The 13,581-nt window shown below is 37.7% G+C and carries 15 protein-coding genes, 4 tRNA genes and 1 rRNA gene; 16 read left to right on the top strand and 4 right to left on the bottom strand.

Going from position 1 to position 13,581, the window contains the following annotated elements; genetic code table 11:
• The 5 genes from OCV53_RS02500 to OCV53_RS02480 form a co-directional block, all read left to right on the top strand.
• Positions 1 to 189, top strand: a 23S ribosomal RNA gene (locus tag OCV53_RS02500); the annotation flags it as partial.
• An 85-nt stretch (positions 190 to 274) separates the two neighbouring features.
• Positions 275 to 347, top strand: a tRNA-Asn gene (locus OCV53_RS02495).
• A gap of 50 nt (positions 348 to 397) precedes the next feature.
• Positions 398 to 469: transfer RNA gene (locus tag OCV53_RS02490), tRNA-Glu, on the top strand.
• Positions 470 to 502: 33 nt separating this feature from the next.
• A tRNA-Cys gene (locus OCV53_RS02485) sits at positions 503 to 573 on the top strand.
• A gap of 42 nt (positions 574 to 615) precedes the next feature.
• Positions 616 to 689: transfer RNA gene (locus OCV53_RS02480), tRNA-Met, on the top strand.
• 115 nt (positions 690 to 804) lie between these two features.
• Here the strand turns inward: OCV53_RS02480 and OCV53_RS02475 are convergent.
• The 4 genes from OCV53_RS02475 to OCV53_RS02460 all read right to left on the bottom strand — a co-directional run bounded on the left by OCV53_RS02475 (position 805) and on the right by OCV53_RS02460 (position 2,895).
• Positions 805 to 1,215: a PRD domain-containing protein gene (locus OCV53_RS02475; protein WP_262568167.1), complete on the bottom strand. Its 411-nt coding sequence runs from the start codon at positions 1,213 to 1,215 to the stop codon at positions 805 to 807.
• Positions 1,216 to 1,225: 10 nt separating this feature from the next.
• A complete protein-coding gene (locus OCV53_RS02470) occupies positions 1,226 to 1,432 on the bottom strand; it encodes a PTS sugar transporter subunit IIA (RefSeq protein ID WP_262568165.1) in 207 nt (68 codons plus the stop codon).
• Positions 1,368 to 1,688, bottom strand: a complete 321-nt coding sequence (locus OCV53_RS02465; RefSeq protein ID WP_262568155.1) for a PTS sugar transporter subunit IIA — start codon at positions 1,686 to 1,688, stop codon at positions 1,368 to 1,370. The genes OCV53_RS02470 and OCV53_RS02465 overlap by 65 nt, the downstream gene beginning before the upstream one ends.
• Positions 1,689 to 1,782: 94 nt before the next feature.
• Positions 1,783 to 2,895 carry a LacI family DNA-binding transcriptional regulator gene (locus OCV53_RS02460; protein WP_070097202.1) on the bottom strand — a complete coding sequence of 371 codons (1,113 nt, stop codon included), beginning with the start codon at positions 2,893 to 2,895 and terminating at the stop codon, positions 1,783 to 1,785.
• Positions 2,896 to 3,219: 324 nt separating this feature from the next.
• On the opposite strand from OCV53_RS02460, the gene OCV53_RS02455 reads away from it, so the two are divergent.
• The 11 genes from OCV53_RS02455 (at position 3,220) to OCV53_RS02405 (ending at position 13,520) form a co-directional block, all read left to right on the top strand.
• The gene (locus OCV53_RS02455; RefSeq protein ID WP_055196447.1) at positions 3,220 to 4,659 is read left to right on the top strand and encodes an NAD(P)/FAD-dependent oxidoreductase; all 1,440 of its coding nucleotides are present in this window, start codon (positions 3,220 to 3,222) and stop codon (positions 4,657 to 4,659) included.
• On the top strand, positions 4,659 to 5,924 hold the full coding sequence (locus tag OCV53_RS02450) for an NAD(P)/FAD-dependent oxidoreductase (protein ID WP_055196446.1): 1,266 nt from the start codon (positions 4,659 to 4,661) through the stop codon (positions 5,922 to 5,924). Before OCV53_RS02455 ends, OCV53_RS02450 begins: the two co-directional genes overlap by 1 nt.
• Before the next feature lie 2 nt (positions 5,925 to 5,926).
• Positions 5,927 to 6,277, top strand: coding sequence for a DUF1667 domain-containing protein (locus OCV53_RS02445; RefSeq protein ID WP_008393177.1), 351 nt, complete (start codon positions 5,927 to 5,929; stop codon positions 6,275 to 6,277).
• A 44-nt stretch (positions 6,278 to 6,321) separates the two neighbouring features.
• Positions 6,322 to 7,365, top strand: a complete 1,044-nt coding sequence (locus tag OCV53_RS02440; RefSeq protein WP_008393176.1) for a glycerol-3-phosphate dehydrogenase — start codon at positions 6,322 to 6,324, stop codon at positions 7,363 to 7,365.
• A gap of 180 nt (positions 7,366 to 7,545) precedes the next feature.
• Complete coding sequence (gene glpK, locus OCV53_RS02435) at positions 7,546 to 9,039, top strand: glycerol kinase GlpK (protein WP_008393175.1); 1,494 nt, start codon at positions 7,546 to 7,548, stop codon at positions 9,037 to 9,039.
• Between the two features lie 45 nt (positions 9,040 to 9,084).
• A complete protein-coding gene (locus OCV53_RS02430; RefSeq protein ID WP_008393174.1) occupies positions 9,085 to 9,798 on the top strand; it encodes an MIP/aquaporin family protein in 714 nt (237 codons plus the stop codon).
• Between the two features lie 163 nt (positions 9,799 to 9,961).
• A complete protein-coding gene (locus tag OCV53_RS02425) occupies positions 9,962 to 10,381 on the top strand; it encodes a PPC domain-containing DNA-binding protein (RefSeq protein ID WP_055196473.1) in 420 nt (139 codons plus the stop codon).
• A 24-nt stretch (positions 10,382 to 10,405) separates the two neighbouring features.
• A complete protein-coding gene (gene asnS / locus OCV53_RS02420; protein WP_055196445.1) occupies positions 10,406 to 11,791 on the top strand; it encodes an asparagine--tRNA ligase in 1,386 nt (461 codons plus the stop codon).
• Between the two features lie 52 nt (positions 11,792 to 11,843).
• Positions 11,844 to 12,452 (top strand): hypothetical protein, encoded by a 609-nt coding sequence (locus tag OCV53_RS02415; protein WP_022374120.1) that lies wholly within the window; start codon positions 11,844 to 11,846, stop codon positions 12,450 to 12,452.
• A 91-nt stretch (positions 12,453 to 12,543) separates the two neighbouring features.
• Positions 12,544 to 12,990 (top strand): GatB/YqeY domain-containing protein, encoded by a 447-nt coding sequence (locus tag OCV53_RS02410; RefSeq protein ID WP_008393170.1) that lies wholly within the window; start codon positions 12,544 to 12,546, stop codon positions 12,988 to 12,990.
• Positions 12,987 to 13,520 (top strand): cysteine hydrolase family protein, encoded by a 534-nt coding sequence (locus tag OCV53_RS02405; RefSeq protein WP_022374121.1) that lies wholly within the window; start codon positions 12,987 to 12,989, stop codon positions 13,518 to 13,520. The genes OCV53_RS02410 and OCV53_RS02405 overlap by 4 nt, the downstream gene beginning before the upstream one ends.
• Positions 13,521 to 13,581: the final 61 nt, after the last annotated feature.

Genomic DNA, 13,581 nt, shown 5'->3' with positions numbered 1-13,581 from the left:
ATCGCAGAGTAGCCAAGTCTGGAAGGGATAAACGCTGAAGGCATCTAAGCGTGAAGCCCCCCTAAAGATAAGATTTCCCATACCATAAGGTAGTAAGACCCCTTGAAGACGACGAGGTAGATAGGGCAGAGGTGGAAGTGTGGTAACGCATGGAGCTGACTGTTACTAATCGGTCGAGGCTTTAACCAAAGAAGGCTAGAGTGTAAAAGATGTAGATAGTTCTTGTATGTTGTTTTGAAGGTATATGATATAATAATGATAGACCTTATAATAATCCTCGATAGCTCAGTTGGTAGAGCACACGGCTGTTAACCGTGCTGTCGCTGGTTCGAGCCCGGCTCGGGGAGTTTCGTAGTATTTAAAATACTGCATGGACCGTGAAGCGGTCAAAGAATAAGGCTCCATGGTCAAGTGGTTAAGACACCGCCCTTTCACGGCGGTAACACGGGTTCAAATCCCGTTGGAGTCATCTTTTTTAATAAAGAGCATATAATTTTAATATGGCGTCGTAGCCAAGTGGTAAGGCATGGGACTGCAACTCCCTGATCACCAGTTCAAATCTGGTCGACGCCTTTTAGAAGCACTAATTTTAGTGTTTCTTTTGTAATTTAATATCGCGGGATGGAGCAGTCTGGTAGCTCGTCGGGCTCATAACCCGAAGGTCGTTGGTTCAAATCCGGCTCCCGCAACTAAGAAAGACTTTAGAGAATATCTAAGGTCTTTTTCTTTTTGTAAAAATCTTAGGTATAAAAAAGAAATAGTACACCAGATTTCCGTTTAATAGAAATTTAGTGTATTATTTCTTTATCTTTTATTTAAGATATCAATTTGTTTTCGTACTTTTTCTTTTTCTCCATCATTTAAAAGAGGAGAAACGCACAAATATTTACTTTCATCCAGATCCAAAGTGACGGTAGAGATAATAAAATCATATTGTTTTAAATCTTCATCATACAATTTATGTAAAGAAATGATCTTTTTAACATCAATTTCAGAAAATTCTCGTTTCAGACGGCTTCGCAGCATCTTGGAAGAACCGATTCCGGTAGAACATACGACCAAAACGGAAATCGAATTCTTGCTTAGATAATCCATAGATGCAATAAAATAAATAACAATATAACCTATTTCATCTTCAGGGATTTTTATAGGCTGGAAGATATTACGAAAGCTTTCTTTCACGATTTCATAAAGTTTTGGATCAGACTGATAAATATCTTCTAATTTACAACTCTCCTTCTTCTACATAATTCTGATTGATCATATCAATGAATTTCTGTTTTGAAGAAGCATTTAAAAATTGATGGCATTTTTCAGGTTTTAATAAAATATCAGTAATCTGCATCAGCTCCTGCAGAGGATCTTCCTCACGGCTTGAGATGCCGATCACCAGATGTATGGTATTTCCATGATAAGAAATTCCATGTGGGATCTGAACAATACTGATTTCCGGTTTTAAAACAAAATTCAGAGTGTCTTCTGTGCCATGGGGGGATCATAACCCCCAATCCGATATCAGTGGAAGTTTCTTGTTCTCGCCGGATCATACCATTAATGTAGGGTGGTTTTACACATCCGACTTGAACTAAGAGATCACCTGCTTTGTGGATCGCTTCTTCAATTGTAGTACATTCATAATCCAGACAAATGTGTTTCTGGAATTCATTACTTAGAAGTTTGCTGGCCATGCGTCCTCCTTATTTGTTACTCATAAACGTTTATCATGGTTATATGATAACGTACAGAGTGTATGAAAATAAATGTATACTAATGTCATATTTTTCAGGAGATGTTGTGACATTCTTTTGTTTTGTTTGTTATTTTGCATTTCCCAGTAGAATTACGAACAATCAGTTCAGGTTCATATTCCATTCGCATAATATAATGATGTTTGGCAGAGATATTTTTCTGCGTGTTCTTCTTATATATAATATCCACAGCTTCACGACCTTTTGCCAAAGAAGCATGTTCGATCGTAGTTAAAGCAATCTGAGGCATGGAAGATAAAGGAATGTTGTCAAATCCACAGACAGAGTAATCATGAGGAACACGGAATCCATAATCAGAGATCGCAGCCATGATCCCAAAAGCCGTCATATCATTATTCCCAACAAAAGCAGTGGAAGAAGTATGTTCATCTAAAGCTTGAGAAGCCATATCATATCCGTTTTGATACTCAGAATTATCCGCAGAATATCTTCCGTAAGCAGCAATCGTAGGAGATTTTACCTCCACCCATTCCGGATCAAGACCATGATCTTTAAAACAAGAACGCAGCCCAGCAAGACGATGGATCCGGCCAATCTCTTTTGGGCGGATCGGTGTACAGATATAAGTAATATGCTTATGTCCAAGAGAGAGAAGATGTTCAGCAATAATATATCCAGGCTTTTTACTGTCAAGTTCAACTGCATCAAAACGGCATGCATCTGGTTTATCACCGATGGAAACAACAGGGACTTGCTTAGATAATGCATTTGCCTGTGCAATCTTTGTTGGTGGATATAAAGAAATTACGCCTGCAAGTTCAAACCCAGATAAAAGGTTTAAATAGAGTTCTTCTTGAGAGACGTCCCTCAATGTACTGACAGTAAATACGGTATAACCATAATCTTTGGCACGTTCTGTGATTGAATGAATGATCATGGAATAATAACCATTCGAAAGAAGTGGACAAATAACGATGATACTCTTAGCAAGTGCCTGTTCTTTCTTTTTTACACCTGCAACAGGCTTCTTGTAACCAAGTTCTTTTGCACCTTGTCTTACTTTATCAATTGTTTCTTTAGAAAAAGAAACATGTGGTTTGTTGCTTAAAATCATAGAGACAGTAGACTGTGATACACCAGTGTATTCAGCAATATCTCTTGTTGTTACTTTGTTTCGCTTTCCCATAAATAGTACCCTCTTTTCTATACATTTCATTTGCAATAGATAAATCAAAAATTATTTTGATTAATTCGAATTACTAATCAAAATAAGCTAGCGATTATTAATATTATACAATTGATTAATACAAAAAACAAGTGAACACGTACTTTAAGAAAAATAATCCAAAAACCGTGAAAGAAATCATTTGTTAATCAAATAAAATGATTAATAGAAAAACTCTGAAAACCGCATAAAATGGGCGTTTGATGGGTTTGACAGACAAAAAAAATTATGGTTAGATAGAGTCAGAAAGCAACAAAAGCAAGTGAAAAACAGGAGGGAATAACAGTGTATGATGTAGCAATTATCGGTGCAGGGATCACAGGCTGCGCTATCGCCTACGAACTTGGAAAATATAATGTGAAAGCTGTAATCGTTGAAAAGGAAAATGATGTTTCTGAAGGAACAACAAAAGCAAACAGCGCGATCATCCATGGAGGATATGATCCAAAGCCTGGAACAAAGATGGCAGAGTACAATATCAAAGGAAATGTCTATACAAAAGAATTATGTGAGAAACTGGATGTACCTTACAAACAGATCGGAGCATTGGTAGTTGCATTCAGTGAAGAAGAAAAGAAAACACTGGAAGAATTAAAACAAAGAGGTATCACAAACGGAGTTCCTGATATGGAAATCTGGGATAAAGAAAAACTTCTAAAAGAAGAACCAAATCTTTCAGACAAAGCCGTTGCGGCTTTAAGTTCTCCAAATGTAGGAATCGTAAGCCCATGGGAATTAGCCCTGGCACTTGCAGAAACAGCCGTATTAAATGGAGTTGAAGTGAAACTTAATACAGAAGTTTCCGGAATCGAAAAAGAAAATGATACATATAAGATAGAAACAAACAACGGAGTGATCGAAGCAAAATACATTTGCAATGCAGCAGGTGTTTTCGCAGACAAAGTTAATGAGATGTGTAATGAAAAGACATTTGAGATTACACCAAATAAAGGAGAATATTACCTAATGGATAAGAGCCAGGGAAATCTGGTCAATCATGTAATCTTCCAATGTCCAAATGAAAAAGGAAAAGGAGTTTTAGTTGCTCCAACGGTTCATGGAAACCTGATCGTTGGACCAGATTCACAGCCAAGTGCAGCGAATGATGTATCAACAACAAAACAGGGACTTGATTTTGTGAGAAATACAGCATTAAAATCTGTACCAGGAATTAATTTTAGAGAGTCTATTAGAAATTTTGCTGGAGTCAGAGCAAGAACAGCAGATCATGACTTTCATATTTATGAAGATAAAAACAACAAAGGGTTTATCAATATCGCAGGAATGCAGTCACCGGGATTATCATCCGCATGTGCAATTGCACCAGATGTTTTAAAGATGCTTGAAAATTCAGGACTTACATTAGAAGCAAAAGAAGATATCGTAGATGAAAGACATATCGACCGCTTCAAACATTTAAGTCATGAAGACAGAGCAAAATTAGTAGAAAAGAATCCAGCATTCGGAAAGATCATTTGCCGTTGTGAAACGATCACAGAAGGTGAGATCATCAACGCAGTGCATCGTCCAATTCCAGCAACATCCATTGATGCGGTCAAGAGAAGATGTAATGCAGGTATGGGAAGATGTCAGGGTGGTTTCTGTGGACCAAGAGTTCAGGAGATCATCGCAAGAGAGCTGAATAAACCATTAGCAGATATTCCACAGGATCGTTTGGGAACAAACATTATCACAGGAGAAACAAAAGATGGAGGTGCCAAATAATGAAGTATGATGTAATCGTTGTAGGTGGAGGACCTGCAGGACTGGCAGCAGCAGTGGAAGCAAGTAAAAATGGTGCCGAAAAAGTTCTGGTTGTAGAACGTGATCAGGAACTTGGAGGAATCTTAAATCAGTGTATTCATAATGGATTTGGACTCCATTATTTCAAAGAAGAATTAACAGGACCTGAATATGCAGGTAAATTCATTGATATGTTAAATGAAACAAATATCGAAGTGATGCTTGATACGATGGTTCTTGACGTAGATGAAACAGAAAAATGTGTACATGCCATGAATAAGAAAAATGGTTATATGAACCTTGAAGGTAAATCCATTATCTTAAATATGGGATGCCGTGAAAGAACAAGAGGAGCCATCGCGATCCCTGGTGATCGTCCGGCTGGAGTGTTTACAGCAGGTGCAGCACAGAGATATGTGAATATCGAAGGATATATGGTAGGTAAGAAAGTACTGATCTTAGGATCCGGAGATATCGGACTGATCATGGCAAGACGTATGAGTTTAGAGGGTGCAAAAGTAGTTGGATGTGTAGAGCTTTGTCCATATTCTAACGGATTAAACCGTAACATCGTACAGTGCTTAAATGATTATGATATTCCACTGTATTTATCACATACGATCACAGATATTCAGGGTGATAAACGAGTTGAGAAAGTTATCGTATCAAAAGTTGATGAAAAGAATCAACCAATTCCAGGAACAGAGATGGAATTTGATGTAGATACTGTATTATTATCTGTTGGATTGATCCCAGAAAATGAATTAACAAGATCTGCAGGAATTACAATGGATCCAGCCACAAGTGGACCAGTTGTATATGAAAACATGGAAACTTCAGCAGAAGGAATCTTCGCAAGTGGAAATGTCGTTCATGTTCATGACCTGGTAGACTTTGTTACAGCAGAAAGCCAGAAGGCAGGAAAGAGTGCTGCAGAATACGTAAAAAATGGAGAAACAAAAGATCAGACATGCATCGATATCAAAAATGGAGATGGGGTCAACGGAATCGTGCCACAGAAAGTACGTCCATCTAATGTAGACAAGAAAGTTGAAGTTATGTTCCGTGCAAGAAACGTATTTACAGATGTAGCGATCAAAGTAAGATCAAATGGTGAGGAACTTGCTTCCTTTAAGAGAGAACACATGGCACCAGGAGAAATGGAAAAGATCGTTATTCCGAAAGCATTTTTAGATAAAGTAGAAAATGGTGAGATCACAGTATCTGTAGAAAAGGTAGGTGCATAAAGATGACAGATTTAATTTGTATCGTATGTCCAAAAGGATGTCATTTAAAAGTTGATGAAGAAAATGGATATAAGGTTACTGGAAATGGATGCCCAAGAGGAGCCGCTTACGGAGAAAAAGAACTGGTAAATCCAACACGAGTGATCACTTCTACAGTCAGAGTAGAAGCAAAGACTGCAAGAAGAGTTCCAGTCAAAACCGCAAGTGATATTCCAAAGGGTAAAATCTATGATATCATGAAAGAATTAGATAAAGTAACAATGAAAGCTCCTGTAGCGATCGGGGATGTAGTGATCCCTAACGTATTAGGACTAGGAGTTGACGTTGTAGCTTGCAAAAAAGTAGCAGAATAAATAAAATGATTAAGTAAAATATTTAAATTTCAGGGGGATAAGAAATGAGCGTTATTACATTTGTTTGTGCAGGTCAGATGAACTCTGCGATCACATTCCCAGCATTTGAAAATGGACACGAGGTACGTCTGGTAGGATCACCTTTAGACAGAGATATCATTGATGGATTAAAGAAGGATAATTTCCATATCACATTAAAGAGAACTCTTCATGATGGGATCAAATATTATCAGATCGAAGAATTAGAAGAAGCATTAGAAGGAGCAGACTTAATCTTAGGTGGAGTCAGCAGTTTCGGACTTGACTGGTTCTGTGACGAAATCCTTCCAGTATTACCAGAAGATGTACCTTTATTAACAGTAACAAAAGGTATGGTAGATTTAGATGACGGAACTTTAGTTCCTTATCCACATATCTTCGAACAGAGACAGCCAGAAGGAAAACATATTAACTTTAACGCCATCGGTGGACCATGTACAAGTTATGAATTAGCAGACCATGATGACAGCCATGTAGCTTTCTGTGGAAAAGACATGGAAACATTAAAATTCATCAAATCTTTATTAACAACAGATTACTATCACATCAGTCTTTCTACAGATGTTGTAGGTGTTGAGTGTGCCGTAGCCATGAAGAATGCTTATGCATTAGGTGTATCTCTTGCAGTTGGTTTAGCAGAGAAGAGAGATGGAGAGATCGGAGCAGTACATTATAATTCTCAGGCAGCATTGTTTGGACAGGGTGTCAAAGAAATGATCCATCTGTTAGAACTGATTCATGGTGGACCAGAAAACATCATTCATGGAGCTGGTGACTTATATGTAACAGTCTTCGGTGGAAGAACTCGTAAGATTGGTACATTATTAGGACGTGGACTGACATTTGATCAGGCAATGGAAGAATTACAGGGTGTAACTTTAGAGTCTATCGTTATTGCAACAAGAACAGCTCGTGCCGTACGTAAACTGGCAGAAAGAGGCGTTGTATCTTTAGATGACTTCCCATTGTTAATGCATGTAGATGCGATCATCAATGAAGGCGCAGAAGTTGATATTCCTTGGGAAAAATTTACGACTGTTGTAGAATAATAAAATAAAAAATTAGAAATTCACGAAAATACTCTCTTTTTGAACAAAATTTAGTGAAAAAAGAGGGTTTTTTCGACCTTTTAAATTTAAAAAATGCACAAAAAAAGATAAATAATAGACACAAAATTATGCATAATGTAATATGAACATATAATAAAAGAGTCATAGGAGGTAGTTATTATGAAAAAATACATTATGGCACTGGACGCAGGGACAACAAGTAACCGCTGTATCTTATTTAATGAACAAGGTGTGATCTGCAGTGTTGCACAGAAGGAATTTACACAGTATTTTCCTCATCCTGGATGGGTGGAGCATGATGCGGATGAGATCTGGTCTTCCATGCTTGGAGTAGCAGTAGAAGCAATGAACAAGTTAAATATTACACCAGATCAGGTTGCAGCCATCGGAATTACAAACCAGAGAGAGACAACGATCATCTGGGATAAGAATACAGGAGAACCTGTGTATCATGCAATTGTCTGGCAGTGCCGAAGAACATCTGAGTATTGTGATCAGCTAAAAGAAAAAGGTCTGACAGAGAAATTCCGACAAAAAACAGGATTAATGATCGATGCTTATTTTAGTGGAACAAAAGTAAAATGGATTCTTGACAACATACCAGGAGCACGTGAAAAAGCAGAGGCAGGAGATCTTTTATTTGGAACAGTAGAAACATGGCTGATCTGGAAACTGACAAAAGGAAGAGTTCATGTTACAGATTATTCAAATGCTGCAAGAACTATGCTATTTAATATTAATACTCTCGAATGGGATGATGAAATCCTTGAAGAACTTGGAATTCCAAAATCAATGCTTCCACAGGCAAGACCATCCAGTGAAGTTTATGGAATGGCAGACGAAAGTTATTTTGGAAAAGAAATTCCAATCGGAGGAGCAGCAGGAGATCAGCAGGCAGCATTGTTTGGTCAGACATGCTTTACAGCAGGGGAGGCCAAAAATACATATGGAACAGGGGCATTTCTGTTAATGAATACAGGAACAAAACCAGTATTTTCTGATAATGGACTGATCACAACCATTGCATGGGGCTTAGATGGAGAAGTTAATTATGCATTAGAAGGGTCTATTTTTGTTGCAGGAGCAGCAATCCAGTGGTTAAGAGACGAGATGAGACTGGTAGATTCATCACCAGATTCTGAATATATGGCTTCAAAAGTAAAAGATACAAATGGCTGTTATGTAGTTCCTGCATTTACAGGACTTGGTGCGCCACACTGGGATCAGTATGCACGAGGAACAATCGTTGGTATCACAAGAGGTGTCAATAAATATCATGTGATTCGTGCGACATTAGAATCTCTGGCATATCAGACATATGATGTGTTAAAAGCAATGGAAGCAGATAGCGGAATCAAATTAAGTGCATTAAAAGTTGATGGTGGAGCAAGTGCAAACAACTTCTTAATGCAGTTCCAGTCAGATATTCTTAATACAGAAGTACGTCGTCCAAGATGTGTTGAGACAACTGCAATGGGAGCAGCTTATCTTGCAGGACTTGCCGTTGGATACTGGAAAGATAAAAATGACGTTATCAACAACTGGAATATTGACCGCAAGTTCCATCCAGAAATGAAAGAGGACGAAAGAGAAGAAAAATTAGCAGGATGGGAAAAGGCAGTAAAATATTCTTTCGGATGGGCTAAAAATTAATATATCATGCAAAACTAAAAAATTAAGAGAAAAGAGGGAAAAACTATGTTACCTTATATTGCAGAATTTATCGGAACAATGCTTTTAATCTTGCTTGGAGATGGAGTTGTAGCAAATGTAAACCTTGAAAGATCAGGAATGAAAGGTGCAGGGGCTGTGCAGATTACATTTGCATGGGGACTTGCGGTACTTGTACCAGCATTTATTTTTGGATCTTCATCAGGAGCTCATTTTAACCCGGCACTTACGATCGCACTTGCGGCGATTGGTAATTTCTCTTGGTCTATGGTGCCAGGATATGTGATCGCTCAGTTTGCAGGAGCATTTGTAGGAGCAGTCCTTGTGTATGTCTTATTTGCAGGGCAGTTTGAGGTAACCAAAGATCAGGGAACAAAATTAGGAGTATTTTGTACAGGACCTTCTATTGCAAACACAGGATTAAACCTGTTAAGTGAGATCATTGGAACCTTTGTTTTAGTTTTTGCGATTCTTGGAATCGGAAATGTGGAAAATGCAGGTTCTATGGGACTTAACTATTTCTTCGTATTTGCAATCATCGTTTCCATTGGTATGTCACTTGGTGGATTAACTGGATATGCGATTAATCCAGCCAGAGATTTAGGCCCAAGACTTGCACATGCAGTTCTTCCAATCCCAGGGAAAGGGGATTCTAACTTTGGATATGCATGGATTCCAGTTGTAGGTCCAATTATTGGAGCATTGCTTGCGGGTGGTTTATTTGTGATTATTCCATGGTAGGGGTCAGGTAAATGAAAGTAGAATAAAGATTGAAGAGATGGATGTTTTCTTAGACAAGAAGACATCCATTTTTTTAATAAAATCAATGAAAACACCTAGAAAAGAAATAGCACGTGCGTTAAGATATATGCAGGATTATAAAATCAAAAAGGAGTCGATGATCATGGAATACAAAAAATTCAACAATCAATACGTAATAAGAATTGACAAAGGCGAAGAAATCTGTGCAAAATTAAAAGAGGTCGCCCAAAAAGAAAATATCAAACTTGCCTACTTAACAGGAATCGGGGCAGCAGGCAAAGTAACAGCTGGTGTTTTTGACACAAAGGAGAAAGTATTCAAAGGTCACACATGGGAAGGTGATCTTGAGATCGTTTCTATCGGTGGAAATATCAATACAATGAATGGGAAAACCTATACACACTTCCATATCAGTGTTGCTGATGAGGCAGGCAATGTCTATGGAGGACACTTAACAGAAGCAGTGATCAGTGGAACTGGGGAACTTGTATTAACAGAAATCGATGGAGTGGTAGACCGCAAGTTTGATGAAGAGATTGGGTTGAATTTATTTGAATTTTAAGATAAAACGGAGGACAAAGATAACATGGAAATGATGACAGGAAGAACATTATTTCGAAATCACAAAGAATATGATCAGAAGGAAGTAGAAATCTGCGGATGGGTAAAAAGCAACCGTGGATCAAAGAAGTTTGGATTTTTGGTTATTAATGATGGTACTTTTTTTGAACCGATTCAGGTCGTATATGATCAGGAGATGGACAACTTTGATGTGATCAGTAAATTAAATGTTGGAACAGCCGTGATCGTAAATGGAACAGTGATCGTCACACCAGATGCGAAACAGCCATTTGAGATCCATGCTAAAAGTGTAGAAGTCGAGGGAGAATGTCCATCTGATTATCCACTACAAAAGAAACGTCACACCTTAGAGTATTTAAGATCAATTTCTCATTTAAGACCAAGAACGAATACATTTCAGGCAGTATTCAGAGTTCGTTCTCAGATTGCATATGCGATCCATAAATTCTTTCAGGAACGTGATTTTGTATACGTGCATACACCATTGATCACAGGACAGGACTGTGAAGGTGCTGGAGAGATGTTCCAGGTAACAACGATGGATCTTAACAAGATTGCAGAAGAAGGAAAAGTTGATTATGAACAGGATTTCTTCAAGAAACCAGTCAGCCTAACAGTCAGCGGACAGCTTGCAGGAGAGACATTTGCACAGGCATTCCGTAATATTTATACTTTTGGACCAACCTTCAGAGCAGAAGATTCTAATACAACAAGACATGCAGCAGAATTCTGGATGATCGAGCCGGAGATTGCATTTGCAGATCTTGAAGATGATATGATCCTTGCAGAACAGATGATCAAATATATCATCAATTATGTAATGGAAAATGCACAGGAAGAATTACAGTTCTTCAATAAATTTGTAGATAAAGGCTTATTAGAACGCTTGAATCATGTGGTATCTTCTGATTTTGGAAGAGTTACTTATACAGAAGCAGTTAAATTATTAGAAGAACATAATGATGAATTTGAATACAAAGTATCTTGGGGAATCGATCTTCAGACAGAACATGAACGTTATCTGACAGAGAAGATTTTTAAGAGACCAGTGTTTGTCACAGACTATCCAAAAGAGATCAAAGCATTTTATATGAAGATGAATGAAGACAATAAGACTGTTGCAGCAATGGATCTTTTAGTACCAGGTATTGGAGAGATCATTGGTGGAAGCCAGAGAGAAGATGATCTTGTGAAACTTGAAGAGAGAATTGCAGAGTTAGGAATGAAACCAGAAGATTATGACTTCTATTTAGATCTTCGCAAATATGGTTCTACAAGACATGCTGGATTCGGACTTGGATTTGAGCGTATGGTTATGTATGCAACAGGAATCGCTAATATCAGAGATGTCATTCCATATCCAAGAACTGTAGGAAAATGTCAATATTAAGATAAATTTTGCATATACTATTACGAGAGCAATTTTTAGGAGGTAGTAGTATATGCATTCTATTTGGCAGGAACAGATTGATTTTCCAGTTTATCCGATTTTAAAACGAGATAAAAAGGCAGATATTTTATATGTAGGTGCAACCTTGGAACATGCGGTCGAAGCCCATTTTCGGAAAGAAGCTGGGAATGCGGTGATGATTATTGAAGAAAAAAGTATTGCAGATATGTCAGAGCTTGGTGGTATAGGAATTTTGAGGGCAACGAATATGAATGAATTTAAAACTCTCTGCATTCTGAGAAATTACATTATAAAGCATCATATTCCGTGTGATCTGGAGATCATTTCAGAGACAAGTATTCAGGTGCATCCGATCAAATTATTTTTGTTTATGACGAAAGATATTGAAGTATATGAACAGACAAAGATCACTGCAAGACAGGGAAAGCGTTTGGATATTGAAAGTGCTTATATTGATGCGGGACAAGTAATAGAAGATGACAGACCTCGTGAGAAAAGATATATTCATATATTTTCTGAGGCAGATTTCCCAGAGATTACAAAACCGGATATTCTGGAGATCAGAAAGTATAAAAATAATTATCTGGTATTGTCTTATCAGAGAGAATTAGAAGGAAGTCAGCGTTATTGGGAAATATAATTCATACATGTTGAAAAATTAGTGAAACGAAGGTTGTATTTTGTGCTACAATAGATGTCAAGAGAACATTTATACAGGAGGATAAGAAACTATGAGTATGATTGATGTAATTCGCAAAGAAATGATGACAGCGATGAAGAATAAGGACAAAGAGAGAAAAGAAAGTCTGTCTATGTTATTAAGTGCATTAAAAAACGCACAGATCGATAAAAGAGAAGATCTGACAGAAGCAGAGGAAAATACAATTATCGCAAAAGAGATCAAACAGACAAAAGAGACAATGGATACTTGTCCTGCAGATCGTACAGATATCATTGATGAATGCAAAGCAAGATTAGCAGTCTTAGAAGAGTTTGCACCAGAGCAGATGAGTGAAGAACAGATCGAAGCGGAGATCAATGCAGTTTTAGCTGAACTTGGAATTGATGCTCCAACAATGAAAGACAAAGGAAAAGTGATGAAGAACCTGATGCCAAGAGTAAAGGGAAAAGCTGATGGTAAACTTGTAAACCAGCTGGTAGGAGCTAAACTTTCATGAGAAATATACTAATTGTCGTTGATATGCAGAATGACTTCATTGATGGAAGCCTTGGAACCAAAGAAGCACAGGGAATTGTAATATCTGTTGCGGAAAAGATCCGTAATTTTGAAGGTGATATCTATGGAACACTTGATACACATGAGGAAGATTATCTTTCCACACAGGAAGGAAAGAATCTTCCAGTGAAACATTGCATTTGCGGAGAAGATGGATGGGCATTAAACAGCGAAGTTATGCAGGCAATCGCAGAGACAAAAGCGGAAGTTCACAATTTCTGTAGGAAGAATACGTTTGGTTCTATGGAACTGGCACAGATGTTGAAAGAAGCTTATGAAGGTCAGGAAGTGGAGATCGAACTGATCGGATTATGTACGGATATTTGTGTGATATCTAATGCAATGCTCATTAAGGCAGCACTGCCGGAAGTGAAGGTAAGTGTAGATGCTTCATGCTGTGCAGGAGTGACTCCTGAGAGTCATAGGAATGCTTTGGAAGCTATGAAGATGTGTCAGATTGGGATAGTATAATAGAATATAAATAAAAGAAAAAGACTGTCCGAACAACAGTATTTATGCTAAAATAAAAATC

Source organism: Anaerostipes amylophilus, assembly GCF_025567365.1.
GTDB lineage: Bacteria > Bacillota > Clostridia > Lachnospirales > Lachnospiraceae > Anaerostipes > Anaerostipes amylophilus.
Note: the sequence above shows the minus strand (reverse complement) of the source record. Positions and strands in the feature narration are given on the sequence as shown.